This is a genomic window from Rhodopila sp. (assembly GCF_965276935.1).
GTDB lineage: Bacteria > Pseudomonadota > Alphaproteobacteria > Acetobacterales > Acetobacteraceae > Rhodopila.
In genome coordinates this window covers 17,022-42,326 of sequence record NZ_CBDIBS010000001.1, presented here as the reverse complement: position 1 = coordinate 42,326, position 25,305 = coordinate 17,022, and the positions used below count along the sequence as shown (strand labels likewise).

Annotated in this window: 27 protein-coding genes; 16 read left to right on the top strand and 11 right to left on the bottom strand. The window is 65.4% G+C overall.

Features of this window, described 5'->3' with window-relative positions; all coding sequences use genetic code 11:
* Positions 1-16: 16 nt before the first annotated feature.
* From ACQY4S_RS00200 to ACQY4S_RS00190, 3 genes are read right to left on the bottom strand one after another with little or no spacing between them, the layout of a single operon-like run.
* Positions 17-1,111, bottom strand: coding sequence for a branched-chain amino acid ABC transporter permease (locus tag ACQY4S_RS00200; protein WP_428483150.1), 1,095 nt, complete (start codon positions 1,109-1,111; stop codon positions 17-19).
* Positions 1,112-1,115: 4 nt separating this feature from the next.
* Positions 1,116-1,985, bottom strand: coding sequence for a branched-chain amino acid ABC transporter permease (locus ACQY4S_RS00195; protein WP_428483149.1), 870 nt, complete (start codon positions 1,983-1,985; stop codon positions 1,116-1,118).
* Between the two features lie 8 nt (positions 1,986-1,993).
* Positions 1,994-2,704 carry an ABC transporter ATP-binding protein gene (locus ACQY4S_RS00190; RefSeq protein WP_428483148.1) on the bottom strand — a complete coding sequence of 237 codons (711 nt, stop codon included), beginning with the start codon at positions 2,702-2,704 and terminating at the stop codon, positions 1,994-1,996.
* Between the two features lie 326 nt (positions 2,705-3,030).
* On the opposite strand from ACQY4S_RS00190, the gene ACQY4S_RS00185 reads away from it, so the two are divergent.
* From ACQY4S_RS00185 to ACQY4S_RS00175, 3 genes are all read left to right on the top strand, one after another.
* Positions 3,031-5,346: a DUF2339 domain-containing protein gene (locus tag ACQY4S_RS00185; RefSeq protein ID WP_428483147.1), complete on the top strand. Its 2,316-nt coding sequence runs from the start codon at positions 3,031-3,033 to the stop codon at positions 5,344-5,346.
* The gene (locus ACQY4S_RS00180; protein WP_428483146.1) at positions 5,346-5,561 is read left to right on the top strand and encodes a DUF2339 domain-containing protein; all 216 of its coding nucleotides are present in this window, start codon (positions 5,346-5,348) and stop codon (positions 5,559-5,561) included. Before ACQY4S_RS00185 ends, ACQY4S_RS00180 begins: the two co-directional genes overlap by 1 nt.
* Before the next feature lie 189 nt (positions 5,562-5,750).
* Positions 5,751-6,128 (top strand): hypothetical protein, encoded by a 378-nt coding sequence (locus ACQY4S_RS00175; protein ID WP_428483145.1) that lies wholly within the window; start codon positions 5,751-5,753, stop codon positions 6,126-6,128.
* Between the two features lie 152 nt (positions 6,129-6,280).
* On the opposite strand, the gene ACQY4S_RS00170 is transcribed toward ACQY4S_RS00175, so the two are convergent.
* From ACQY4S_RS00170 to phnF, 6 genes are all read right to left on the bottom strand, one after another.
* Positions 6,281-7,453, bottom strand: coding sequence for a hypothetical protein (locus ACQY4S_RS00170; RefSeq protein ID WP_428483144.1), 1,173 nt, complete (start codon positions 7,451-7,453; stop codon positions 6,281-6,283).
* Between the two features lie 484 nt (positions 7,454-7,937).
* Positions 7,938-8,306, bottom strand: coding sequence for a DUF3140 domain-containing protein (locus ACQY4S_RS00165; protein ID WP_428483143.1), 369 nt, complete (start codon positions 8,304-8,306; stop codon positions 7,938-7,940).
* Positions 8,306-8,824 carry a hypothetical protein gene (locus tag ACQY4S_RS00160; protein ID WP_428483142.1) on the bottom strand — a complete coding sequence of 173 codons (519 nt, stop codon included), beginning with the start codon at positions 8,822-8,824 and terminating at the stop codon, positions 8,306-8,308. The genes ACQY4S_RS00165 and ACQY4S_RS00160 overlap by 1 nt, the downstream gene beginning before the upstream one ends.
* Before the next feature lie 90 nt (positions 8,825-8,914).
* Entirely contained in the window at positions 8,915-9,247 is a 333-nt protein-coding gene (locus ACQY4S_RS00155; protein ID WP_428483141.1) for a hypothetical protein, read from the bottom strand.
* On the bottom strand, positions 9,244-10,395 hold the full coding sequence (locus ACQY4S_RS00150; protein WP_428483140.1) for an alpha-D-ribose 1-methylphosphonate 5-triphosphate diphosphatase: 1,152 nt from the start codon (positions 10,393-10,395) through the stop codon (positions 9,244-9,246). Before ACQY4S_RS00150 ends, ACQY4S_RS00155 begins: the two co-directional genes overlap by 4 nt.
* A 12-nt stretch (positions 10,396-10,407) precedes the next feature.
* Complete coding sequence (gene phnF / locus ACQY4S_RS00145; RefSeq protein ID WP_428483139.1) at positions 10,408-11,157, bottom strand: phosphonate metabolism transcriptional regulator PhnF; 750 nt, start codon at positions 11,155-11,157, stop codon at positions 10,408-10,410.
* Positions 11,158-11,258: 101 nt separating this feature from the next.
* Here phnF and phnG point away from each other — a divergent pair, with 101 nt between their 5' ends.
* Genes phnG through ACQY4S_RS00105 form a run of 8 tightly spaced genes read left to right on the top strand, consistent with a single transcriptional unit; the run spans position 11,259 to position 17,781 of the window.
* Positions 11,259-11,720 carry a phosphonate C-P lyase system protein PhnG gene (gene phnG / locus ACQY4S_RS00140; RefSeq protein ID WP_428483138.1) on the top strand — a complete coding sequence of 154 codons (462 nt, stop codon included), beginning with the start codon at positions 11,259-11,261 and terminating at the stop codon, positions 11,718-11,720.
* On the top strand, positions 11,717-12,292 hold the full coding sequence (gene phnH, locus ACQY4S_RS00135) for a phosphonate C-P lyase system protein PhnH (protein WP_428483137.1): 576 nt from the start codon (positions 11,717-11,719) through the stop codon (positions 12,290-12,292). Before phnG ends, phnH begins: the two co-directional genes overlap by 4 nt.
* Before the next feature lies 1 nt (position 12,293).
* Positions 12,294-13,565 (top strand): carbon-phosphorus lyase complex subunit PhnI, encoded by a 1,272-nt coding sequence (locus ACQY4S_RS00130; protein ID WP_428483136.1) that lies wholly within the window; start codon positions 12,294-12,296, stop codon positions 13,563-13,565.
* Positions 13,562-14,428 carry an alpha-D-ribose 1-methylphosphonate 5-phosphate C-P-lyase PhnJ gene (locus ACQY4S_RS00125; protein ID WP_428483135.1) on the top strand — a complete coding sequence of 289 codons (867 nt, stop codon included), beginning with the start codon at positions 13,562-13,564 and terminating at the stop codon, positions 14,426-14,428. Before ACQY4S_RS00130 ends, ACQY4S_RS00125 begins: the two co-directional genes overlap by 4 nt.
* Positions 14,429-14,463: 35 nt before the next feature.
* Positions 14,464-15,240, top strand: a complete 777-nt coding sequence (phnK, locus tag ACQY4S_RS00120; RefSeq protein WP_428483134.1) for a phosphonate C-P lyase system protein PhnK — start codon at positions 14,464-14,466, stop codon at positions 15,238-15,240.
* A gap of 11 nt (positions 15,241-15,251) precedes the next feature.
* A complete protein-coding gene (phnL, locus tag ACQY4S_RS00115; RefSeq protein ID WP_428483133.1) occupies positions 15,252-15,950 on the top strand; it encodes a phosphonate C-P lyase system protein PhnL in 699 nt (232 codons plus the stop codon).
* Positions 15,947-17,086, top strand: a complete 1,140-nt coding sequence (locus ACQY4S_RS00110; protein ID WP_428483132.1) for an alpha-D-ribose 1-methylphosphonate 5-triphosphate diphosphatase — start codon at positions 15,947-15,949, stop codon at positions 17,084-17,086. Before phnL ends, ACQY4S_RS00110 begins: the two co-directional genes overlap by 4 nt.
* Positions 17,086-17,781 (top strand): DUF1045 domain-containing protein, encoded by a 696-nt coding sequence (locus ACQY4S_RS00105; RefSeq protein ID WP_428483131.1) that lies wholly within the window; start codon positions 17,086-17,088, stop codon positions 17,779-17,781. Before ACQY4S_RS00110 ends, ACQY4S_RS00105 begins: the two co-directional genes overlap by 1 nt.
* 178 nt (positions 17,782-17,959) lie before the next feature.
* On the opposite strand, the gene phnN is transcribed toward ACQY4S_RS00105, so the two are convergent.
* A complete protein-coding gene (gene phnN / locus ACQY4S_RS00100; RefSeq protein WP_428483130.1) occupies positions 17,960-18,487 on the bottom strand; it encodes a phosphonate metabolism protein/1,5-bisphosphokinase (PRPP-forming) PhnN in 528 nt (175 codons plus the stop codon).
* Between the two features lie 123 nt (positions 18,488-18,610).
* Between phnN and ACQY4S_RS00095 the strand changes: the two genes are divergently transcribed.
* The 4 genes from ACQY4S_RS00095 (at position 18,611) to ACQY4S_RS00080 (ending at position 22,808) form a co-directional block, all read left to right on the top strand.
* Entirely contained in the window at positions 18,611-20,392 is a 1,782-nt protein-coding gene (locus tag ACQY4S_RS00095; protein ID WP_428483129.1) for a gamma-glutamyltransferase family protein, read from the top strand.
* On the top strand, positions 20,392-21,237 hold the full coding sequence (locus tag ACQY4S_RS00090; RefSeq protein WP_428483128.1) for a PCC domain-containing protein: 846 nt from the start codon (positions 20,392-20,394) through the stop codon (positions 21,235-21,237). Before ACQY4S_RS00095 ends, ACQY4S_RS00090 begins: the two co-directional genes overlap by 1 nt.
* A gap of 165 nt (positions 21,238-21,402) precedes the next feature.
* Positions 21,403-21,630: a hypothetical protein gene (locus tag ACQY4S_RS00085; protein ID WP_428483127.1), complete on the top strand. Its 228-nt coding sequence runs from the start codon at positions 21,403-21,405 to the stop codon at positions 21,628-21,630.
* 194 nt (positions 21,631-21,824) lie between these two features.
* The gene (locus ACQY4S_RS00080) at positions 21,825-22,808 is read left to right on the top strand and encodes an isopenicillin N synthase family dioxygenase (RefSeq protein ID WP_428483126.1); all 984 of its coding nucleotides are present in this window, start codon (positions 21,825-21,827) and stop codon (positions 22,806-22,808) included.
* A 179-nt stretch (positions 22,809-22,987) separates the two neighbouring features.
* On the opposite strand, the gene ACQY4S_RS00075 is transcribed toward ACQY4S_RS00080, so the two are convergent.
* Positions 22,988-23,326 carry an MAPEG family protein gene (locus ACQY4S_RS00075; RefSeq protein WP_428483125.1) on the bottom strand — a complete coding sequence of 113 codons (339 nt, stop codon included), beginning with the start codon at positions 23,324-23,326 and terminating at the stop codon, positions 22,988-22,990.
* A gap of 125 nt (positions 23,327-23,451) precedes the next feature.
* Here ACQY4S_RS00075 and ACQY4S_RS00070 point away from each other — a divergent pair, with 125 nt between their 5' ends.
* The gene (locus tag ACQY4S_RS00070; protein WP_428483124.1) at positions 23,452-25,194 is read left to right on the top strand and encodes an IS1634 family transposase; all 1,743 of its coding nucleotides are present in this window, start codon (positions 23,452-23,454) and stop codon (positions 25,192-25,194) included.
* Positions 25,195-25,305: the final 111 nt, after the last annotated feature.

Sequence of the window (25,305 nt, the reverse complement as noted above, 5' to 3'; positions counted from 1 at the left end):
CTTGCGCCGGGTGGTTTTAATGCTTCAGGCGAACGCCCGCGGCGTCTTCGCCGGTCCGGTGTTGCCGCACCAGTTCAGCGGCTTCCGGCGTGTTGCTTGAAACCGGGGGTTGCGGCTGGTCCTGCGGATCGGCGTTCGCCTCTGGCATAGCGGCGATTCGTCGCCGAGGCTGTGTCATCCGCCGCCACATCTGCTTGAGGAACCCGCCTGCCCCGGCCGGCAGCAGGAACATTACCGCGATCAGCAGCACGCCATACACCGCGCCTGGCGCTGCCTTGGAGACCTGGTCGGACAGGTTGGGAATGAACTCGATGAACGCCGCCCCGATCAGGGTGCCGCCGATCGATGAAACACCGCCCACTACCAGTCCGACGAACAGAAATATTGAAACGAACACGCCGAAGCTGTCGGGCGCCACGAACTGTATCGCAATGGCACCCAAGGAGCCCGCGAGGCCGGTATACATCGCGCTGACGGCAAACGTGCGGGTCTTCAGCATGGCGAGGTTGATCCCCATCGCCTCGGCCGCCAGAGCATGATCCCGGATCGCCATCATCGCCCGCCCGATCCGCCCGCGCACCAGGTTCCAGGCGATCACATACAGGATCACCGCAACGGCCAGCGTGAACAGGTACAGCCACTGGTCCTGCGACAGCGCCAAGCCGAAGGGTGCATCCGGCTTGTCGATCACCAGCCCCTGGACGCCGCCGGTCCAGTCTTCCACCAGCTTGTATTTCAGCAACTGCGGTACCGCGACCGCAAGCGCGAAAGTGGTCAGCGCCAGGTACAGGCCGCCCAGCCGAAGCGCCGGCAGCCCGAGCAGGAAGCCGATCACCGCACAGACGATGGCCGAGGCGGGCAAGGTCAGCCAGTACGGCACGTTCCAGGTTGTCATCAGGATGGCGGTGGTGTAGGCGCCGATGGCGTAGAAGGCCCCATGACCGAGGGAGATCTGCCCGTTGAACCCGGTCAGCAGCGCCAGGCCCAGGATGGCGATGCCATAAACCACCACCATCGTCAGCTGGAACAGGTGATAGCCGCTGAGGCCGATCACTGGCACCACGGCAGCAAGCACGACAAGAACGGCGATCAGCCAGACGCTTCCTCGCATTGCGCTATACCCGGCTATAGACTCTGCGGCCCATCAGGCCGGAAGGCTTAACGGTCAGCACCGCGACGATGATCACCAGCGCCAGGGTCAGTTTCAGTTCGGTCCCGACGATATAGGCGCCACCGAGGTTCTCGATCACGCCGACCATGAAGCCACCCAGCACGGCACCCAGCGGGCTGTCGATGCCGCCCAGCAAGGCGCCGGCGAAGGCATACAGCAGAATGCCCGCCATCATGTTGGGATCGAGGAACACGACCGGCGCCACCATGCATCCGGCGACCGCACCGATCGCCGCCGCCAGGCCCCAGCCCAGCGCCAGCATCCAGCCGACGCGCACGCCGACCAGCCGCGACGATGTCGGATTGAACGCCGCCGCCCGCATCGCCAGCCCCAATCGGGTGAATCGGAAGAACAGCCAGACACAGATCAACACGATCAGCGTGACGGCCGTCGAGCCGAGTTCATGGCCGGACAAGTAGCCGCCCAGCATCGGCCGGTCGGGAAACGGCGTCGGGAACTGCTTGATGGTGTAGTCGAAGAACCAGCCGCTCAAGCTGTTGATGACCAGCAGCAGTCCGACGAACACACCGACCGAAGCCAGCACCGGCGCATTCGCCAGCGGCCGCATCAGGATCCGCTCGATCGCGACGCCGATGATGAAGGAGAACACCACCGCGCCGAAGAAGGCGACCCAGTAGGGCAGACCCCAATTGATCATTGTCAGCGCGATGTAGGTGGAGAAGGTCGCCATCTCCCCCTGCGCGAAATTCACATGATGCGTGGCCTGATAGATCATCACCAGGGCCAGCGCCACGCTGGCGTAGATGCCGCCGGTGGCGATGCCCGACATGATCTGATGAAGAACGCCCTGCATCGTGCCCCCTAGTACCCAAGATACGAGCGACGGACGCCCTCGTCCTTGCTGATGTCCGCCGCCGGCCCGGACATCACGATGCGTCCGGTTTCCAGCAGATAGGCGTCCTCGGCGAACTCCAGCGCCAGGGCGGCGTTTTGCTCCACCAGCAGAATACCGACGCCGGCGTCGTCGCGAATGCGCCGCAGGATCCGGAAGATCTCCTGCACGATCAATGGCGCAAGCCCGAACGAGGGTTCGTCCAGCAGCAGCAGCCGCGGGCGCAGCAGCAGGGCACGTACGATGGCCAGCATCTGCTGCTCGCCGCCGGACAAGGTGCCGGCCTGCTGCTTGAAGCGCTCCTTCAGGCGGGGAAAATAGTCGAACATGTGATCGAAGTCGGCATGCGCCTGGTTCGCCGGGCGGGTGTAGGCGCCGAGTTTCATGTTCTCCTCGACCGTCAGTTCCATGAAGGTGCCGCGGCCGTCCGGGACGTGGGCAACGCCGAGACGGACGATGTCCTCGGTGGCGAGGCCGCCGATCGAAGTGCCATTCAAGTTGAGCTCGCCCTGGGTGCGGACCAGTCCGCAGATGGCCCGCAGCGTAGTGGTCTTGCCGGCGCCGTTCGCCCCCAGCAGCGCGGTGACGCCGCCCTGGCGCACGGCAAAGTCGATGCCGTGCAGGACCCTGGTTTCACCATAGGCGGCATGCAGGCCCTTGGCCTCGAGCAGGTTGGTCACGCGCGGATCCCACGCGTCGTGCCGATACAGCCGTAGCCTGCCATACGCCTCCGTATCCTTCGTTTTTGACTTTTCCCAGACGACTGGAAACTGACGAAGCGAACCGGCCGAGTCAATCCGGGAGGGAAGCGGGCGCGCGCGACATAAGCGCATCGGCATATGCCTCGGTTATACCTGTCCCGCTGACCAGAGCACCGGCAACGTGGCGATGCCACACCAGGCCCTGGAGGCTACGATCGGCGTACCGACGAGAATGGAAGCATGTTTCTTTCACCCCGCGCCGCGTTTCTCTTGACCGACGGACGGCCTCAAGGCCCCTTGAGCCCATGCACATTCTCCTGCAACTCGGATGGTTCGGCGGCTGGGTCCTGGGCATCATTGGCTTCTTCAGCGCGCTGTGCGCCCACGCGGAACTACGGCACCTGCGCATCGAGCTTGCCCGACAAGTGACCCAGCCGTTGGCGATTAACCCCGCCCCAGTCGCGTCCAAAGCCGCGATCGCCCCTGCCACCAAACCCCCACCCGCAAACCCTCCGTTGCCGCTTCGGGACCTTGAAGCCCTTCTCACGACAAGCTGGAGCGTCTGGCTCGGCTCCACGGCGCTGCTGTTCGCCGGTATTTTCCTGGTCCGCTACGCCGTCGAGCAGGCGCTCCTTGGCCCCGCCGCCCGCTGCTCCCTCGCCATGCTGCTGGGCCTTGTCCTGCTAACCGCCGCCGAGTTCCTGCACCGTCACGAGGCTCCGCCGCTGGCCGGCGCCTTCCGCATCGACCAGGCTCCGAGCGGGCTGGCCGCGGGCGGCACGGCCGTGCTGTTCGGCTCGGCATACGGTGCAGGACCTTTGCTCGGCCTGTTGCCGCCGCTGATTGCGTTCGCGGCGATGGCAGCCGCCTCCTTGATCGCCCTGACAGCGGCGCTATGCTACGGACCTCTGACCGCCGCGACCGGCATTGTGGGGGCCTTCGCGACACCGGCCCTGGTTGCCACCCAGACTCCATCATTGCCCGGCCTGTTCGCCTACCTGCTTGTTGTCTCCGCCGCCGCGCTGCTGGTGGTCCGCCGCGCCGGCTGGATCTGGCTCGCCTGGGCGACGACGATCGCCAGCGCGCTTTGGATCTGCTTTGCCGGTCTCTCAGCCGAACCGAACCGCTGGGCAGCGGCCGCATTCATACCCGCCGCAGTGGCATTCAACCTGCTGCTGCTGCCTGAGGCGGCGCTCGAACAGCCGGCCGGCCGGCGCCTGGCCTGGGTACCGTTCGCCGCGATGGGCACCGCTGGCCTGGTGCTGGAAACCTTCGCCCCTGGCATGGCCTCGCGCGCGGCGCTGTTTCTGCTGTCTCCCATAGCAGTCTGCAAAGGCGTCGTCGAACCGCGCCTCGACCGTCTGCCCTGGATCGCCGCGCTGTTCGGCCTGCTGACGCTGCTGCTCTGGACGCTGTCGCCTTGGATGCCGCTGGAGGAGGCAATCCATGTCCAGGGCCTTGTCCAGGCACTGCCGCCCGCCGCTCAGGTGGCCCCGCCGGTGATCGCCGCCGCCGGCCTGCTGGCCGCGTTCCACGCCGCCGCCGGTCTGTGGCAGCAGCGGCGCGCGGCAAACCCATTGCACTGGGCCGCGCTGGTCGCGGCGGTTCCGGTCCTCAGCCTTGCAGCCGCCTACGCCCGGATCACGGGCTTTCAGACGGACATCACGTGGGCGGCCGCCGCGCTCGCGCTGACGGTCGGGCTCACGGCCCTTGCCGCGGCCGCCGCGCATTCAAATAAGCGCCCGCGCGCCGGCGTCCATGCCGCCGGCGCCGTCGCCGCCCTGGCCTTGGGCTGCGCCATGCTGCTGCACGACAACTGGCTCACACTCGCCGTCGCGTTGTTCCTGCCACCTTTGGCCTGGATCGAGGCGCGCGCGGACCTTCCGGCGCTGCGCCTGGTCGCGTTGGCGGTGGCCGCCCTGATCATTGTCCGGCTGGTGCTGAACCCGTATGTGCTGGACTACGCCTTTGGGACAATGCCGCTGGTCAACGGGCTGCTCCCGGGCTACGCGGTCCCCACCAGCGCCTTCGCCTCCGCCGCCGCCATGTTCCGCCGCCGAACCGATGACCGGCTGGTCGCCACGCTGGAGGCAGGCGCGATCATCTTTCTCGCGCTGTTCGTCGCGCTGGAGATCCGCCACACGCACGGTGGCGGCTACCTGGCACGTCCCGCTCGCTTTACCGAGGTGGCGCTGCACCTGCTGGCGATCGCCATTCAGGCGAACGCCTATCTTTATCTCGCCCAGCACGGGATAGCCCAAGGTGCCGAGCGCAGGGTTCTGAGTTGGGCCTGGCGGATTCTTGGTGGGATGGCACTTGCCGACGCGGTCGCGATTCTTCCGCTGAACCCGATGGTCACCGGCGTCTCGGCGGGGGTGTTTACGCTGTCCGCCGCTTATCTCGCGCCAGCTTGCCTTGCCGCGCTGGCGCGCCGGCGCGTGGCGGACGACAAGCTGCGCACCGGCCTCGGCGCCTATGCCGTGGTTGCCGGCTTCGTCTGGATCACGTTGCAAATCCGGCAGTATTTCCATCCCGGCGGAATGGGCTGGGGCAGTGCACCGATTGAGGCGCCGGAACTCGGGGTTGGTCCGGCGGGTGGCTGGCTTACGGGACCGGGCTGATGGTTCTGGCCATCCGCTCGGGCCAGCGTCGGCTCCGCCTGACCGCGCTTGGCGTGATCGGTGCGGTCAGTGCGAAGGTGTTCGTAATCGACATGTCGGGGCTGACTGGGCTTTGGCGCGTGATGTCCTTCCTGGGGCTGGGGCTGACGCTGATCGGGGTTGGAATAGTCTATCGCCGGTTCGTGCTTCCGGTAACTCAGGACCGGGCGAGCTGAGCAGCGTGCGGCATCTGGCGCGGTGATCTGGCTTCAGGCTCTCTTCCTGGCGAACGTCAACGGTAAAAGCTGGCGCATATGTTGCGAATGTGCTATTAATTTATGACCATCAAACGATCTTTGTCTTGCCGCAATACGGCCACGCCGTATCTTCACTATCGAATATGTTAAGTTCAAGGAGTTTAGATCATGTGGCGCGTTAGGTCCCTGTTCATTGCGGCTCCCGTCGCGGCGGGGCTGCTGTTTGCGCCTGCGGCCCATGCCGAGTGGCACGGGGGCGGAGACCATCATGGCGGCTGGCACGGCGGACACGACCACGATCATGGCGGCTGGCACGGCGGATACGACCGCGGTTATCGTGGCGGCCCAGGCTTTGGCCTGGGGGGCGCGTTGCTGGGCCTAGGTGCCGCGGCCGTGGTTGGCGGCGTGATCGCGTCGCAAGCTTATGCGCCGCCTCCACCTGTGGTCTACGCGCCGCCGCCGGGATACTATCCGCCCCCGCCGGGCTATTATCCGCCTCCTGCCTATTATCCGCCTCCTGCGTATTATCCGCCGCCAGGGTACTAAGGCCGACCCTCGCCGTCGGGTGCGCTACAGCAGCTTATTGTTCGGGAGAGGGCGGAGCAGCCTGACCGGGTTCCGCCAGGATCGGTTAGGCTATGACTCAGACCCTTTGCTGCGGTAGCCACACCAAAGGAGACGCACCAGGACGTAGCTGATCAGGGAATAATTGTGAAAGTGGGCGGCCACAACATAACAGTGTTGGCGTTTCGCGCGCGCCACTGAACAACCTGTTCGCGCCATGAGGGACCGTGCGCCATACCCTGATTGATCGAGCGATATGTTCCAATTCCCACGATCAGAAGCCAAGTAACGAGCACCATAGTCACCGTCCGGCGCACTCCTGTGCCTGTACTTGCTATGCTGAGCAGCGTAAGCTCGAGCAGAACCTGTGGCGCAAAATAGTAGCGCGCGCCGAAATAGATCTCGAGCAGGTGCGCCTGTCCGCCAAGCGCCCCAAAATAGGACAGAATCATCATTGTGAAAGCCGCGGCACAGAGCCATCGGACCTCCCGCGCGCGGGCCGTCGCGGCGGCCAGGGTTAGGCCGGTAATCGCCATTGTCGAAACGAGGATCGGTATAAGCGGGTATCGTTCCAGCAGTCCCGCCCGGTCCAGACGATTTGTTACCGAAAATGCCAGGCGAGGCCCAAGGAAAGGAATAACAAGATGCTTAATATAGATGACGTGGAGCAGGAGCGCAGGGTTGATCCCGAGGTGTCGTCCCGGTTCCGGATGCGCGCAGACCATCGTGATCTCAATTAGTGCGCCGGTGGATAGAACGGCTGCCTGAATTGCGCGCCGCCGCGAACGGTCGAGGCAAGCGCGCGCGATAAACAGCGGCGCCACGAGGGCCGGTCCTGGACCGGTCAAGCCGGCAATCCCCAGCAACAAAAGCTGCAACATGCCGATTGCCCCTCGCCGAACCTCGAACGCGAGGATAAGGCCGGCGCATAGCATCAAGTGGTATTGGCTGGTGACGGGACTGAGCCAGATTTCCTCGGCTACCGGCGGCGTCAGGACGAGCAGTACGGCGATCAGACGCACCCGGCGCTGCCGTAACCATTCGCATCGAGTGGTGACGAGCAGGACAACGGGGCAAATCTGAACGATCAGCGCAATCGCAACGCTTACCAGCGCGACATGATCGAGATCCGTAACACGCGTGGCGATCAGCATCGCACCGCTGGCAACCACGTCTATATAGCCGGTATGCGGGGTAGTGAGGGCCTGCCACCACGGCAGGTGCAAAGCGTCAAGGAGAAAAAGGCCGTCCTCTGCCCAAAGGCGCCCCTGCAGTATGTCTGGAATCTTCCAGAGGATGAACAGCACGGCAAAAGCGACAAGTGTGGCGGGGGCGGGCGGAGCCGCAGCGGATATGACGACTGGAGCTTGGGCTGGACGTTGTGCGATTAGAAGCGGCATGAGACTGTCTTGCCCGGCCGAAGCAGGGCGGGATAGCCGCGGGCAATCAAATATTTGGGTGTGTGCCGCGGCGAGAGCACCTTGAACGGCCTGGCCGCGCGTTTATCGACACGCGGGCCAGCCTTTTTCGCTCTTTAAGAAGAGAGCGCGTCAATCAAGGCGAAGTAGCTCTACGCGACGCGTCAGGCATAGAATATCGGATTCCTGAAGCCGATCAGCAGCGGCGCGCCGGCACCTATGATGTCGGCCGCCATATCCCCGCGTGGCGCTCTCGGCCCACGGTTCAAATCTATCGCATAGCATTGAGAACGTTTCGACATTAATCTTTACGCACAATATGTTGAACTCGTGCAGCAACAGTAACGTTGCCGATCACCCGTGCCAAAGCTTTTTACAATGGATCGTGTCCCCAATTCATCAGCGACTTCCGCCACCTTGTATCGGTGATGTCACCTTTCGGCCGCTGCGCGGAATGGCGGTGGATGTAGCCAATCACCTTGCGCATGTCCGCATAATCGTCATCCGATAGATCAGCTTGCTTCCTGCCGCGAATTTCCAGAATGCGCTCGCCCATGTGATGGCCGACAGACTCATGCTGATTGCTGCCGGTAACCCGATCGCCGTCTGGCGTCATGCCGACGCCGCGACTTTCCTCGTTGGCCAGCCACTTGCGCAACTGAGCGGCCGTCATGTTGACCAGCGTGGAGAACGCCTCATGGGTCGCCTTCTTCTCGTCTGCGGTCAAACCATGCGCCGGCATCAGGCGAGCGCCTTTACCAGCTCGTCCTTGCGCATGCGGGACCGGCCAGGGATCTGGGCATGGGCCGCGCGAGCGAGCAGGTCGGAGCGTTTCAACGCGGCAAGGTCGGCGTCCGAGCGTCCTGTGCCACGATCCGCGGCGGTCTTCCTGGCGATGGCCGCGGGCTGCCGGGAAAACTGCTTGCCATGCTGGGTGTCCTGGCGCTTTTTTGCCGTCGTTTCGGCGTATTCCTTATCGCTGAGGTGCGCTCGGGCGCGTTTCGGCAGATAACGTTCGCCTGTCTCGCCGGACTGCTTGCCGGATTTGGTGCCCCACTCCTCCTCGGTCCATTGCCGGAGGTGATTGTTCTTGGACTTCTGGCCCTGGTAGCCGCCGCCCTGCTTCTTGTAGTCCTGAACGGCGAGCTGGGCCTTGCGCGCGGACCATTGACCGGGTTTGCCGCCCCGGTCGCTGTCCGTGACCGCCTGCTTCACCTTCTCCCACAAAGCCAGATTGGTCTTTTCCGCCGTCGCTGCCATCGCTGCTGCTCCCGCTGGTTACGATCCGGGTGCAACGCGGACGGCTATCACGTGTTCCGCGGGGCCGAGGCAGGTGGTTGCAAGATCCGGCTATACCGCGATCAAAAACCCGTATGGACTGCCATAGGTCTCGTTGAAGCGGGCGATGCGCATGTCGTATGTGAGAAGCGGGCAGTCAACTTCGATTGCGGTTGTGATCCTTGTCCATATTCCGCTTGAACGGGATTCCTTGCCGATGGCGCGGGCGCGGGCGACCGCCGGGCGTGCGTCCATCGCGGCGAACCAGCAGGCGAGGTCGGGAAATTCCGCCAGACGCTCTTCACCAAGAATGGCGCTGGCCCGGTCGATCCAGCCCAGGCGGCGATATCGACGATTGTGCAGGCGTCGTCGACGATACGTGCGCCCCGTGAGACGCTTTATCACGCAGCTTCGAACAGTCGCTTGCTTCCCTCCGTCGTCAGAAACGCCACTCGCCCCCCGACAATCGTTGTCACCGCCCGCGACGTCTCCGGATCGACTACCACCAGATCGCCTCGCCTGCCCGCCTCGATCGCCCCGCGATCCGCCAGTCCCGCCGCCGCCGCTGGATTGGAGGAGATCAGCGCCCAGGCCCGCGGCAGATCCAGCACCCCCCGCTCCGCCAGCACGAACGCCGCCCGCAGCATCGCCGGATAGAAGTAATCCGAGGTCAGCACCGTGCAGACCCCCGCCTCCGCCAGACGCGCGGCCGAGGCCCAGCCAAGGTGGGACCCGCCGCGCACGACATTCGGGCAGCCCATCGCAACGAAATCCCCCGCCTCGACCGCCGCCCGTCCGACCGCCTCCGCCATCGGAAACTCGCAGATCCTCGCACCCCGCGCGCGAAACCCGTCCCGCGCCGCGATGCTGTCATCGTCATGGCTGGCCATCGGCAGGCCAGCCGCCCGCGCCGCCGCCGCGATCCGGTCCAGCCCGGCCGGAACCGCATCGGCGTGCGACGCGATCCGGTCCGCCATCGCCTGGAACGCCGCCAGCTTCATCCCCGCTCGGCCGCTGTACTTGGCGCCCTCCACCGGGTCCCGCAGCTTGGCCAGGATCGACGGCGTGTGGTCGTTGAACGCCAGCAGATGCACCCGCCCGGCCGCGATATCGGCAACCGCGATGTCCAGCGCATCCAGATTGTAGGCCTCCCACCGCAGATGCACGCGCATGTCGCAGGTCCATGGTCGGGCGGCCAAGGCGTCCAGCATGGCGCGCCACGCGCTCAGGCTGCGCAGCCCGGGCTCCCACGACAGCGTCACGCCGTGAAACGCCGTGGTGATGCCATTCGCCAGCAACTGCGATTCCGTATCCCGCAGCGCCAGGTCAGCGGGGAAATCCACCCCCGGCCGAGGCTGCAACTGCCGCTCGAACGCATCGCCGTGCAGATCGACGATGCCGGGCAGCACCAGCAATCCGGACGCATCCAGATAAGACCCGCCGCTGCCGCCACCGATCCGGTCGATCAGCCCGTCCTTCAGCACCAGATCGGCCGATTGCAGCCGGTCGGCGGCCAGCAGGACCGTGCCGCCGACAATACGCAGATCACGCATGAACAAGGCCCCTCAAGGTTCGAAAACGATTTGCACGCGCGGCGTGGGATAACAGCCGGTGGCGAATTCCACGATCGTGCCGGCGTGGTCCACGTTGATGTTCTCCGTCACCAGCACCGGCCGGTTGCGCGCCATGCGCAGCCGATCAGCCTCCACCTGGGTCGGCAGCCGTGCCGTAACCCGCGTCTGCTGACGCAGGTAGTCGTCCACGCCGACCGTACGCAGCGCCTCCGTGATGCGGGGCGATGCCCGCAGCGCCTCCAGGATGCCGTTCAACCGAAGCGCCGGGAAATAGTGGCGGGTGAGGCCGACAGGCCGGTCATCGGCGAAACCAAGACGTTCCAGTAGCACGACGCGGCTGCCGGCACTGACGTTCAGGCTAGCGGCGAGGCGCGGCTCCGCCGCAATCTCCCGCAGTTGCAGAACCTGGCCGGAGGGTTCCTTGTTGTGCTTGCGGATCCATTCGGAGAACCGGGTCCGCGCCTCCACGGCGTAATCCAGCACATCCTCGGCCACGAAGCTGCCGCGCCCCTGCTCCACCCGCACCAGCCCATCGCGCGAGAGCTCCTCCAACGCGCGCCGCACGGTGTGGCGGTTGACACCGAAGCCGGCCGACAATTCCGCCTCGGTGGGAAGCTGCTCGCCGGGCTTCCTGGCACCGGAGGCGATGTCCTGCTGCACCCGGTTGGCGATCTGCCGCCACAGCGCGATGCCGTCCTGGCGCAGCACCGGATGGGTCAGACTGTCATCCGCCACATTCATCGATGTTTCATCCAATGCCATTCGTCATGCCGCGAAAAGGTAGTTGACGATAGACTTGTGCGGCTCTACCTGTCTAGATGTCTAAACAACTTGCGGTTCGCATGAATCATCGCGTCGAACACCCCTACCCTGGCCGCCGCCGCTGGATGTCCGTTCTGGCGAGGGCGCCGGCCGAGCGGATCGATGCCTTGCTGGCTGGCTGCGCCGCATTGCCGGACCATGCCATCTTGCGGGGTCCAGAAGCTGGCCTGGTGATGGTGCGCGGTCGGGCCGGCGGTGGCGGGGCGGCGTTCAACTTGGGGGAGATGACAGTGACGCGCTGCACGGTCCGCACTGCCACCGGCCGGATCGGCCACGCCTATGTTGCCGGCCGGGACATGCGGCAGGCGGAACTGGCTGCCCTGGTGGATGCGCTGATGCTGGATGCCGAATGGACCGAGGACCTGGAGGCGCGCGTGATCCTGCCGCTGGAACAGGCCCAGACCGCGGCGCGGGCGGACCGCACCGGCAAGGCCGCCGCCACCCGCGTGCAGTTCTTCGCCATGCAGACAACCCGCGCATGAGCGATAACCTATCCGCCGGCTTTGCCGAACCGGTCGCCGACGCACAGGCCTGCTTCCGCGCGGTGCTGGATGCGATGGCGCGCCCTGGGCAGGTGCACCCGATGCCAGGCGTCGCCGCCCCTGCGCCGCTGGATGACGCCGCCGCCGCCATGCTGCTGACCTTGGTGGATCAGGAGACGCCGCTCTGGCTCGATCCGAACGCTCATGCGGCGTGTGGCTGGATCGCGTTCCATACCGGTGCACCGATCACGCGGACGCTTGCGCGGGCGCTGTTCGTGCTGACGCTGGCATTACCGGATCTGGCCGGCCTGTCGGCTGGAACGGATGAGGCGCCGGAAACCGCGGCCACGGTCATCCTTCAGGTCGCCTCGCTGTCGGCCGGCGCACAACTGCGGTTGTCCGGCCCCGGCCTACGGGAGCCGGCGGTGCTGACGGTCGACGGGCTGCCGCACGACTTCGCGGCGATCTGGGCAGCCAACCAGGCGCTGTTCCCGCGCGGTATCGACCTGATCCTGTGCGCCGGCCGTCAACTCGCTGCCCTGCCGCGCAGCGTTACCGTGAAGGACGCCTGAAATGGCCTATGTCGCGGTCAAGGGCGGCGAGAAAGCGATCGACGCCGCCCACGCCTGGCTGGCCGAGGCGCGGCGTGGCGATCCGGCCACCCTGGCGTTGTCAATCGCGCAGATCGAGAACCAGTTGGGTCGCGCCGTGGACCGGGTGATGGCGGAGGGATCGCTGTACGACCGCGAACTGGCGGCGCTGGCGATCAAGCAGGCGCAGGGCGACCTGATTGAGGCCGCCTTCCTGCTGCGCGCCTACCGCACCACCCTGCCCCGCTTCGCCCACGCCACTCCGGTGGAAACCGCCGCGATGCACATCGAGCGGCGCATATCAGCCATCTACAAGGACCTTCCCGGCGGTCAGGTGCTCGGCCCGACCTACGACTACACCCACAGGCTGCTGGATTTTTCGCTTATGGAGTCGGAAGCGTGCATGCCGGAAGCGGCGCGCGGACCATGCCTCGCGCCTCACGCCGTGACGGGCGAAGGCATCTCATCCAGGCCTCATACCCCTGTTACGGTAGCCGACGACATCTCTTCCAAGCCTCACACCCCCGTCATGGCGGGCGAAGGCCCGCCATCCACGCCTGACGGCGGTGATACAGTCAAAATCGTGGATGGCGGCCTTTCGCTAACCGTGCCGATTGAACCCGCCTGGGTCCCCACCCCCCGCGTCCCCGACATCCTCGGCAACGAAGGCCTGCTGGAACCGGATCAGACCACCGACCGCGAACCCGGCGACCTGACCCGCGACCCGCTAAGCTTTCCGGCCGCCCGCGATATCCGCCTGCAAGCCCTCGCGCGCGGCGACGAAGGTTTTCTGCTCGGCCTTGGCTACTCCACCCAGCGCGGCTACGGCGGCGCCCATCCTTTCGCCGGCGAAATCCGCATGGGAACGGTCTCGGTGGAAATCGAACCCGCCGAACTCGGCTTCGGCATCGACATCGGCGATCTGGTGCTGACCGAGTGCCAGATGGTCAACCAGTTCAAGGGCTCCAAAGCCGTGCCGCCGCAGTTCACCCGCGGCTACGGCCTGGTGTTCGGCTTTGGTGAGCGCCGCGCCATGGCGATGGCGCTGGTAGACCGCGCGCTGCGCGCCGAGGAACTCGGCGAAGACGTCACCGCTCCCGCGCAGGACATCGAATTCGTGCTGTACCACTCGGACAACATCGAGGCGACCGGCTTCGTCGAGCACCTGAAGCTGCCGCACTATGTCGATTTCCAGAGCGAACTGCAGAACGTCCGCCGCATGCGGGCGGCAGCCGAGGCGGAGGCAGCCGAATGAAAGGCTACAATTTCGCTTATCTGGATGAACAAACAAAACGCATGATCCGCCGCGGCCTGCTGAAGGCGGTCGCGATCCCCGGCCACCAGGTACCGTTCGGCTCGCGCGAGATGCCGCTGCCGTACGGCTGGGGCACCGGCGGCATCCAGGTGACGGCCTCGATCCTGGGCGCCGACGATGTGCTGAAGGTGATCGACCAAGGTGCCGACGACACCACCAATGCGGTATCCATCCGCCGTTTCTTCGCCCGCACCGCCGGCGTGCGCACGACCACCGCGACGGCCGAGGCGACGGTGATCCAGACCCGCCACCGCATCCCCGAAAAGCCGCTTCGCGAAGACCAGATCATTGTCTACCAAGTGCCGCAGCCGGAGCCGCTGTCCAAGCTGGAACCTAGCCGGCAGGAAACACGGCGGATGCACGGGCTGGCGGACTATGGGCTAATGCACGTCAAGCTGTACGAGGACATCGCCCGTTACGGCCAGATATCCATCAGCTACGACTACCCGGTGATGGTGAACCAGCGCTATCTGATGTCGCCTAGTCCGATCCCGGCCTTCGACAATCCCAAGCTCGACATGATGCCGGCACTGCAACTGTTCGGCGCCGGACGGGAAAAGCGCATCTACGCTATTCCGCCCTGGACACGGGTTAAATCTCTGGAGTTCGAGGACCATCCGTTCCGCGCCATCAACGCCCGGCATCCGTGCGGGCTGTGCGGAGCGACGGATTCGTATCTGGACGAGATTGTTACCAACGACCGCGGCGGACGAATGTTCGTCTGCTCCGACACCGACCACTGCGCGGAGCGGCGGGCGAGCGGACACATCGGCACGGACGGGCTGCGGGAGGCGGCGGAGTGACCGAGTGGAACAGGGCGACGATGCAGCCAGCCTCGATGACCGATCCAACCCTCCTGTCCGGCCGCGGGCTGAACTTGTCCTTCGGCGGCATTACCGCGCTGGCCGATGTGGCGGTCGACCTGTGGCCCGGCGAGATGCTGGCGATCGTCGGCGAGTCGGGCTCCGGCAAGACCACGCTGCTGAACGTCCTGTCCGGCCGCCTTCCGCCCGACCGAGGCGTCGTCTGGTATCGCGACCCGGTCGATCACCTGCACGATGTGCACGCCATGCCGGCGCCGGCACTGCGGACGCTGCATCGCTCCGACTGGGGTTTCGTGCACCAGGACCCGCGACAGAACCTGCGCATGGGCGTCAGCGCCGGCGGCAACGTGGGGGAACGCCTGATGGCGCAGGGAGCGCGGAACTACGGGGCCATTCGCAGCACCGCGCTGGACTGGCTGGCGCAGGTGGAGATCGACGCCGACCGTATCGATCACCTGCCGCGCACGTTCTCCGGCGGCATGCTGCAACGGCTGCAGATCGCCCGCACCCTGGTCACCCATCCACGCCTGGTGTTCATGGACGAACCCACCGGCGGCCTGGACGTTTCTGTCCAGGCACGATTGCTCGACCTGATCCGGTCTCTTGTCACCCGGCTGAACATCGCCGTGGTGCTGGTCACCCACGACATCGCCGTCGCCCGCCTGCTGGCGCACCGTATCGCGGTGATGCAGCGGGGGCGGATCGTCGAGACCGGCCTGACTGACCAGGTGTTGGACGATCCGCGCCACCCCTACACGCAGTTGCTGGTCAGTTCGGTATTGAATGCATAGGTATTCAGTTCATGACCCTCATGCTGCGCACCCGTGCGCTGACCAAGACCTTCACCCTGCACCTACGCGGGGGTATCCGGATGCCGGTGCTGTCCGGCGTCGATCTGGATGTCCACGCCGGCGAGTGCGTCGTGCTGTCCGGCCCGTCCGGTGCCGGCAAATCCACCCTGCTGCGCAGCCTGTACGCCAACTATCGCGCCGAAAGCGGCATCATCGAGGTCCGCCACCACGGCCAGATGATCAACATCGCCGCCGCCGATCCGCGCGCCGTCCTGGCCGTCCGTCACGAAACCCTGGGCTATGTCAGCCAATTCCTGCGGGTCGTTCCGCGCGTGTCGGCGCTCGACGTGGTGGCCGAGGTCCTGCTGGCGCGCGGCATCCACCCGCCAACCGCACGCGACCAGGCAAGACACATGCTGCTGCGCCTGAACATCGCTACTCGCCTGCACGCGATCCCACCGGCCACCTTCTCCGGCGGTGAGCAGCAGCGGGTCAATCTGGCGCGCGGCTTCATCGCCGGTCATCCGATCCTGCTGCTGGACGAACCAACCGCTTCCCTGGACGCCGAAAACAGTGCGGTGGTGGTCGATATGGTGCGGCAGGCAAAAGCCCGCGGGACAGCCATCGTCGCGATCTGCCATGATGCGGACGTCCGGGACGCGATCGCCGACCGGCTGTTCACGATGACACCTTACCAGGACGCCGCATGATCCCGGACACGCTTCTGACCAATGCCATCCTGGTCCTGCCGGACCAGACCTTCCTCGGCTCCATTGTCCTGCGCGGCACCGCCATCGCCGACATCCAGGCTGGGTCGTCGGATGCGCCGGGCGCAATCGACCTCGGCGGCGACTATCTGATCCCCGGCGTGGTCGACCTGCACACCGACAACCTGGAGCGGCAGGTGCAGCCGCGCACCTTGGCGCGCTGGCCGTCCCGCTCCGCCATGGTGGCGCACGACGCGCAATGCGCCGCGGCCGGTGTTACCACGGTGCTGGATGCACTGTGTCTCGGCGACCTTGGCTTTGACAAGGAACGCATCAAGACCTTCCAGGATGGCGTCGTCGATCTGGACGCGCTGACCGAGGCCAGGTTGCTGAAATCCGACCACTTTCTGCACCTGCGCTGCGAGGTGCCAGCGGCCGACACGCTGGATTTGTTCGATCCGGTGGCGAGCCATTCGCTGATCCGCATGCTCAGCCTGATGGATCACAGCCCTGGTGTCGGCCAGTATGCCAACATCGACTTCTACCGCGAAATGCGCCGCCGCGGCGGCATGGATGGGGACGCTGTCGATCGCCGCATCGTCGAACTGCGGGACCAGCGGCAGCGGCTGCGCGGCCCTAACCGGCGCGCCCTGCTGGACCGGGTGCGCGGCACGACCATTGCACTTGCCAGCCACGACGACCGGACGGTCGACGAGGTCGCCGAGAACGCCGCCGACGGCATTCGCATCAGCGAGTTTCCGGTGACCATGGAAGCCGCCCTCGCCGCCAAGGCCGCGGGGATGCAGGTCATCGCCGGCGCGCCCAACATCGTTCGCGGCGGCTCGCACTCTGGCAACGTGTCGGCGCTTGACCTGGTGCGGGCGGGGGCGGTGGACGCCTTTGCCTCCGACTACGTACCCGGCAGCCTGGTGGAAGCGGCGTTCCTGTGCGCGCGGGCGGGAGGGATCAGCCTGCCGGCCGCCATCGCCATGGTGACCGAACATCCCGCGCGAATGGCCGGCTTGCCCGATCGCGGCCGGCTGGAGCCTGGCCTGCGCGCCGATCTGGTGCGCATCCGGCTGTTCGAGAGCCTGCCGATCGTCCGCCAGGTCTGGTGCGCCGGGGATCGTGTGATCTGATGCGGTCGCCGCCTTTCGGCGACGCGCGGATCGCGATCTACTATGCGCCCTTGCGCGACGATCCGCTGACCGCGTTGGCGACCACCTGGCTCGGTCGTGATCCTGTCACCGGCGCGCCGGTCCCACAGCCGGGACTGCCTGGCATCAAGGAAATCACCGCCGAACCCCGCCGCTACGGATTTCATGCCACGCTGAAGCCGCCCATGCGACTAGCGCCAAACCGGACCTGGAGCGAGTTGATGACGGCGGTTCGCGCCGTCGCGGCGAGTCTGGCACCGTTCGACCTGCCCCGGCTGGCGGTGAACGATCTGCACGGGTTCCTGGCCTTGCGCGAGACCATCCCCTGCCCCGAATTGCAGGTATTGGCCGATGTATGCGTAAAACAGCTCGACGGGTTCCGTGCACCGCCGTCAGAGGCGGAAGTGGCCCACCGCCGGACCGCCAGGTTGTCGGCCGAGCAGGACGCGATGCTGCTGCGCTGGGGCTATCCTTACGTATTTGGCACGTGGTTCTTTCACCTGACTCTGACGCGCCGCCTGTCGGAGCAGGAGAAGACGGTGTTGCTGCCCGCGGCGGAAGCCTGGTTCGCGCCGGCGCTGGATGTGCGGCGGCGGGTGACGGACCTGTGCGTTTTCACCCAGGTCGGGCCGGACGCGCCGTTCCAGATCGCGGAGCGGGTAAGGCTGTGGGGGTAAGTTCCGCTCGCAACAGAACTGGCCATTCGATTCAGACCGCGCATGACGGCAAATCCGGGCGCCCCGAAACCTCGCTCGATATGATGCGGACGTCCACCGGCCGATGAAGTCAAGGTGCCGAGCAAAAATGCGGCCCTTGATGCCTGTGCAAACCCAGGCCAAGCGCCTACCAACCTAATCATTGACCCAAGCCAGCCCAAAGCGCCGCGATGAACCGATCCCCACCCGCCTCCGGTGTCGCATCGTTCACCACCGTATCGACAGGGACATGACTTGGAAGCGGAACGGAACGCGCTAACCGGCGTGCTATTTCAGCTGCCGTCTCCCGCCCACGCGCCATCAGGCGCTTGGCAAGCACGTCGGGCGGCGCGGTCACCTCGATCACCCGCACCGGAAAGCGTGACGCGGCATCGGCGATCACCCCACGGGAGACATTTGCGACCACCACGACACCACGCGCCAGATCTGCGTCGATATTGGCGGGAATACCATAATCAAGCCCGTGCGCATGCCAATGCAATGCGAACTCCCGGCCGGCGAATGCCGCTTCCGAGACGGCTTCATGGTCCTCCCCACCCGCATCGGCCGGGCGCGTGATCACCCGGCGCACGAAGCGGAAGCTCGGATTATCGCCTAGCGCTTGCTTCGCCAGCCCCAGCAGCGTGTCCTTCCCCGCTCCGCTTGGGCCAACCACCAGTACCAGCACCAAATCGCGCCTCCCAGGCTTCCGCCGCCTAAAGCCTCCGCCAAAGCCATTGACCGGCCGCACGCCGAGGGTAGCCTGCCGTCGATAAAGCCCCGTTCGGCAACCCATCAGGAGCCCACCGCCATGTTCACCACACGGCCCGAGATCGCCGGCACATTCGGCGTCGTCGCCAGCACGCACTGGCTGGCCAGCCAGGTCGGTATGGCGGTCCTGGAACGCGGCGGCAATGCCTTCGATGCCGCCGTCGCCGCGGCTTTCATGTTACATGTCGCTGAACCGCACCTGAACGGTCCCGGCGGCGACGCGCCGATCATCCTGCACAGCGCCGCCAGCCGCCGTCAGCATGTAATCTGCGGCCAGGGAGTCTCGCCCGAAGCCGCGACGATCGCAAAGTTCGAGGATCTCGATCTCGGCCTGATCCCCGGCACTGGGCTGCTGCCGGCGGTGGTGCCGGGCGCCTTCGATGCGTGGTGCCTGCTGCTGCGCGACTGGGGCACCTGGGCGCTGCCCGACGTGCTGGCCTTCGCCATCGGCTACGCCCGCAATGGCATCCACATCGTCCCTCGCATCAGCGCGGCGATCGCCACCATGCAGCCAATGTTCGAGACCGCCTGGCCAAGCTCCGCCGCAGTCTTCCTGCCCAACGGCAAGGTGCCGGCACCCGGCAGCCTGTTCGCTCGCCCGGCCTTGGCGGACACCTATGAACGCGTCCTCCGCGAATCGATCGGTCCCACGCGGGAAGCTCGCATAGACGCCGCACGCAACGCCTGGTATCGCGGCTTTATCGCCGAAGCGGTTGGTCGTTTCTTCCAAGCGACAGATATACTGGACACCAGCGGCCGTTGCCATCGCGGCTTGCTCACGGCCGATGATCTTTCCCGATGGTCGGCGACGATCGAGGACCCGATCACCTACGACTATCACGGCCACAGCGTGCTGAAATGCGGCGCCTGGAGCCAGGGACCGGTGTTCCTGCAGCAGCTCGCACTGCTGAAGGACATGGATATCGCTGGGCTGGACCTTACCGGGGCGGCTTTCGTGCATCAGGTGACCGAGGCGGCGAAACTCGCCTATGCCGACCGGGAAGCCTACTACGGTGATCCGGATTTCGTCACTGTACCGCTGCAGGGGCTGTTGTCGGACGACTACAATATCGCCCGCCGTGCCCTGATCGACGACACCGCGTCGGTGCAGCTTCGACCCGGCACGATCCCCGGCTATACGCCGATCGTCGACCATGGCGCCTCCGCCCGGGTGGCTCTGCTGGCCAGCAATATGGCCGGAACCGGCGAGCCGACCGTCGCCGGCCTGGGCGCCACCGGCGGCGATACCTGTCACATCGATGTAATCGACCGTTTCGGCAACATGGTCAGCGCCACGCCCTCGGGCGGCTGGCTGCAATCCTCTCCGGTGATCCCGGCGCTCGGCTTCCCGATGGGCACGCGCGGCCAGATGTTCTGGCTAAAGCCCAACCTGCCGAACAGCCTTCAGCCGAACAAGCGCCCACGCACCACGCTGTCCCCGAGCTTTGCCCTGCGCGAGGGCAAACCCTGGATGGCGTTCGGCACGCCGGGCGGCGAGCAGCAGGACCAATGGTCGCTGATCTTCTTCCTGCGCATGGTGCACCACGGCATGGGCATCCAGCAGGCCATCGACGCGCCGTCCTTCCATTCAGAGCACTGGCCGTCCAGCTTCTGGCCGCGCCTCGCGCGGCCCGGCAAGCTGGTGCTGGAAGGTCGTTTCGACAACGCCGTTCTAAGCGACCTGCGAATGCGCGGCCACGACGCCAGCAAGGGCGAGGATTGGTCCGAAGGCCGCCTGTCGGGCGCTCGGCTGGAAGCGGACGGGCAGATGTACGCCGGCGCCAACCCGCGCGGCATGCAAGGCTATGCGGTAGGACGCTGATGCGCCAATTGATGCAGCCAGGCCCGGTCCATCCGAAGCGGATCGACAGCATCCCGGGCAAGCCGCACAGGCTGCATTTCGCCCTGACGCCGGGCGCCACCTTGAACGCGGCGCTGACCGCGCCGCTGGTCGCCGCGGGCTTCCAGTCCGCCACGGTCACGTTCCAGGCGGCCGATCTGGATCCGTTCCACTATGTGGTGCCCAGTCCGGCCAATGATGCCTTTCATGTCGCCTGGTTCAGCGCGCCGCGCGCGCCGATTGGGACCTGTCGAATCGAGAGGGCCAATGCCACGTTCGGCTGGGTCAATGGAAAGCCCTTCGTGCACTGCCACGCCGTCTGGAGCGAACCGGACGGGCGGCGTCGCGGCGGCCACATCCTGCCGCACGAGACGATCCTGGCGGCAACCGCCGAGGCCACAGGCTGGGGCTTTATGAACGTTCGTATTGAGGCCGCGGCGGATGCGGAGACCAATTTCCCGTTGTTCCAGCCGTCCGGCATTCCCCTCCGCGACGCGAGCGGCATTGTCGCGCGGATCAAGCCGAACCAGGACATCCTGACCGCCATCGAAACGATCGCCAGTACCTACCGCGTCGCCGACGCCGTGGTGCGCGGCAGCCTGGGCAGCCTGATCGGCGCCCGGTTCGCCGGCGGCGGTCAGGTGGACGACCACGCGACCGAGGTTCTGGTCCGCGAAGGTTGCATATGCAACGGCCAAGCGGCGCTGGACATGCTGGTCGTGGATATGAGGGGCATGGTGCATGAGGGTTGGCTGCAGCACGGGCAGAACCCAGTGTGCATTACGTTCGAGGTCGTGCTGGAGGCGGTTGCGCCACCCGCTGGGTAACCTCCCCTGATCTCGACAGGCGCGATAGCAGGAGGCAGCCTTCCATGAAATGGTCTGCTCAGCCCGCCCGCCGGTTTCGTGTCAGCGCCGGGCAGCCGGCCCCAGAGGCCTGTCCGTGCCGATTTCGCAGCGTCAAAGTAACGATCTGTTTGAGGGAGAACGCCAATGACCGCTGATCTACCGCACCAGTTACGCGCACTGTCCGCTATGACGCCCGAACTTCCCGATGCAGTACGGGACGCATTGCAGGCGATCCTGTCGACCGCGCCGGCCGACGCGACTCCAGAGCAGGTGCTGGCTGATACATTCGCGAGACTGGGTTACCTGCCGGAGGAGGCCGAGCAGGCCACGCGAAAGATATTGGCTATGACACCATCAGTCCCGGATACGTAGACTTGCACCAGAGGAAGCGATGGTATGCGATCCGGGAGAGTGCGTCCTTAGCGGCGCTGTTCAGCCGTACGTCGCTATATCACATCGGCCTGGTTTGAAGCTGACGCGGCGACCAGCAGCCATCGAGCCTAGTCTGGTTGACCCGCCCTCTAGGTTATGTGAGCGTTGATTGAAACCACATCAGGGGCGATCGCATGACCCATGGCATTCCCATCATTGATGTCGCCGACACCATCTCCGGTCGTCCGGGTGCGCTGCGGCAAACCTCGCGCGCCATACACGATGCCCTAACGAATGTAGGGTTCTTCGTAATGACGGGACATAACGTGCTGGCGGCATTGATCAGGCAGACATTCGATGAAGCCGAGCGTCTGCATGATCTGCCAATGGGCCGGAAGATTGGGCTCAAGATGAACGCACACAACAATGGCTACATGGCAATGGGGCGCTATGCGGTCTGGACCTCTGACGTCAACGACAACGACAAGCCGGACCTGAACGAGGCATTCTTTATCAAGCGTGAACGTGATCCTGATAGCGCACTACGCCGCTCCGGCCGTCGCTTCGCCGGCGCCAATGTGTGGCCGCATGAGGCCGATTTGCCGGGCTTTCGCGAACACATCTTGAACTACCAGACCGCGATGGAGGATTTTACCAACCGGCTGCTGCCCGCGATTGCGATGTCGTTGGATCTACCGCCGGATTACTTTCCGCCGCACTTCGTGGACGGTCAGTTCACGCTGCGTCTGTCGCATTATCCGCCAGTGAAAGCGGATGCCAATCAGTTCGGCATCGCACCGCACACCGACGCGAACTTCATGACCTTCCTGGCACAGTCTGATGTTCCAGGTCTGCAAGTACGGACACCATCCGGCGACTGGCTCGATGTGCCGTCCATTCCTGGGTCGTTCGCGGTGAATTCAGGCGACATGATGCGGCGCTGGACGAATGGACGCTTCCTGTCCACGCCGCACCGGGCGTTACCACCGTTGGGACAACATCGCTATGCCATCCCGTTCTTCCTGGCGCCGCACCTGGATACCGTCATCGAATGTCTGCCGACCTGCACCGGACCGGACAACCCACAGCGGTGGAAGCCGATCACCTACGAGAGCTGGGTTACTGCCTGGACTGATGCGAACTACGATCCGAAGCGTCAGCACGATGTGGCGGCGTAGCACGCGCGAACGGTAGCTTGGACTGGGATCTGTGATGACGCCGAGGGCTGGGCTGTGCCTCGTCAAGCTGCGGGTGCCCTGATCAAGATACCATCGAAACCGTTCCCATGGCCGCCGGGTGATTCGGGGCAAGGTGCCGAAGTTCGGCCTGTCGCCGCAGGACTTGCCGCGGCCGAGGCCTATGTCAGTGCGATGAGGATCAACACTACCCCTATCAAAGCAATAACGAACGCAAGGGTGCGTACAACCGGAATGCCGGCGGCGTAGAGTGGCACGTAGATCAGCCGCGCCCAGAAGTAGAGCTGCGCGCCGGTGATCGTCAGCCAACTGTGCCGGCCGGCCACGTGCGCCATCAGCACAGCCGCGGCAAAGAAGGGGAACGTCTGCATGTAGTTGGCGAAGGCGCGCTGCACCCGCGCACCGACGCCGGTCAGCGGCTTTTGCTCGTCGCGCGGGCTGACGCCGTAGCGCAAGCCGTGCTGCAGCGTGGTGAACTGACCCGTGGCCACGGCATGCACTAGGCCGAACTTTGCTGTGTTTTTGAGCCATCCGGTTGATTACCAAGGAAACGTGCCACGAACGTAGTCAAGCATTTGGCGAATTTCTCCTTGACACAGGCCGAACCGGTTTGATTCCATGCCTCATGCACATCGCCAAGGTCCCAAACCGTAACGCCAAACCGTCCTTCCTCCTGCGCCAAACCTATCGCGAGGACGGCAAGGTCAAGAACCGCACGCTGGCCAACCTCTCCAAGCTGCCGGTCGAGCGCATCGAGACTCTGCGTGCTGCCCTGCGTGGCGACCCGCTCGCCCCGGTTGGTGACAACGGCTTCGAGATCCGCCGCTCGCTGCCGCATGGCCACGTGCTTGCGGCGCTGAGCGTGGCACGGCGCATCGGCCTCGACGATCTGCTGCCGCGCCGCGCCCCGCCGCGCCGCCGTGACCTGGCGCTGGCGCTGATCGTCGCCAGACTGCTCGACCCGGCGGCGAAGCTGGCGACAGCGCGCATGCTCGACAGCGCCACCGCCAGCCACTCGCTGGGTGAAAGCCTCGGCCTTGGCTGCGTTACCGCCGGCGAAATCTACACCACCCTCGACTGGCTCGGCAGCGAGCAGGCCTTCATCGAAAACCAACTCGCCCGCCGCCATCTGAAGAACGGCGCGCTGGTGCTCTACGACGTCACCTCCACCTACCTCGAGGGCCGCTGCTGTCCGCTGGCCCACCACGGTTACAGCCGCGACAGCCGTGGCGATCGGCCGCAACTGGTGATCGGCCTGCTGTGTGCCGCGGATGGTTGCCCCGTGGCGGTCGAGGTGTTCGAGGGAAACACCGCCGACCCGGCCACCGTCGCGGCGCAGATCAGCAAGCTGAAGCAGCGCTTGCGGCTGCGCCACGTGGTGATGGTCGGCGACCGCGGCATGCTCACCGCCGCACGGATCGAACAAGCCCTCCGCCCCGCCGGCCTAGACTGGATCACCGCGCTGCGTGCCCCGGCGATCCGGCAACTGGCGGAAGGCGGACAGCTGCAATTCTCCCTGTTCGACACCCGCGATATGGCTGAGATCAGCAGCCCGGATTATCCCGACGAACGGCTGGTGGTGTGCCAGAACCCGCTGCTGGCGGCGGAACGCCAACGCAAGCGTGACGCGTTACTGGCGCTGACCGAGGCCGACCTGAGCAAGATCCAGGCCCGGGTGACGCGCGCGAAGAACCCTCTGCGCGGGGCTGGGGACATCGGCCGCGCGGTCGGCGCTCTCCTGGGCAAACGCAAGATGGCCAAGCATTTCGCGTTGACCATCACCGACGCCGCATTTGACTTCACGCGCAAGGCCGAAGCGATCGCCGATGAAGCCAGGTTCGATGGCTTTTACGTGCTGCGCACCAACCTCCCCGCCAAGCAGATCGATACCGCCGGGACCGTGCGGGCCTACAAAGCCTTGGCCCAGGTAGAGCGCGCGTTCCGCTGCCTCAAGAGCGTCGATCTGGACCTGCGGCCGGTGTTCCATTGGACCGCGCCGCGGGTACGCGCGCATGTCCTGCTGTGCATGCTGGCGTATTACCTGGAGTGGCATATGCGCCAGCCGCTGGCGCCGATGTTGTTCGACGATCATGACCGCGCGTCGGCCGAAGCAGAGCGGACGTCGCCAGTGGCCAAGGCCAAGGTCTCCAAGGCGGCTTATCGCAAGGCCTCGACGCAGCGCGTGGTGGACGCTAGCGGCGAGCTCCAGCCGGTGCACAGCTTCCGCACCCTGCTGGGCGATCTGGCAACATTGGCCCGAAACACCGTCTGCTTCGCAGGGCAGAAGATGCTTACCGTTCAGACCACCGCAACGCCGATACAGCGCCGCGCACTCAGTCTGTTGGGGGTCGAATTGACGGCAGCGTAGACAGCAAGCAGGTGGGGTCCGGAGTCGGATCAATGACTTACGTCGAAAAGACGGTAAAGTTCAGACTAGGCCAAGCACGACCGCCCAGGCGAGCAGATCAAGTTCAGTCGT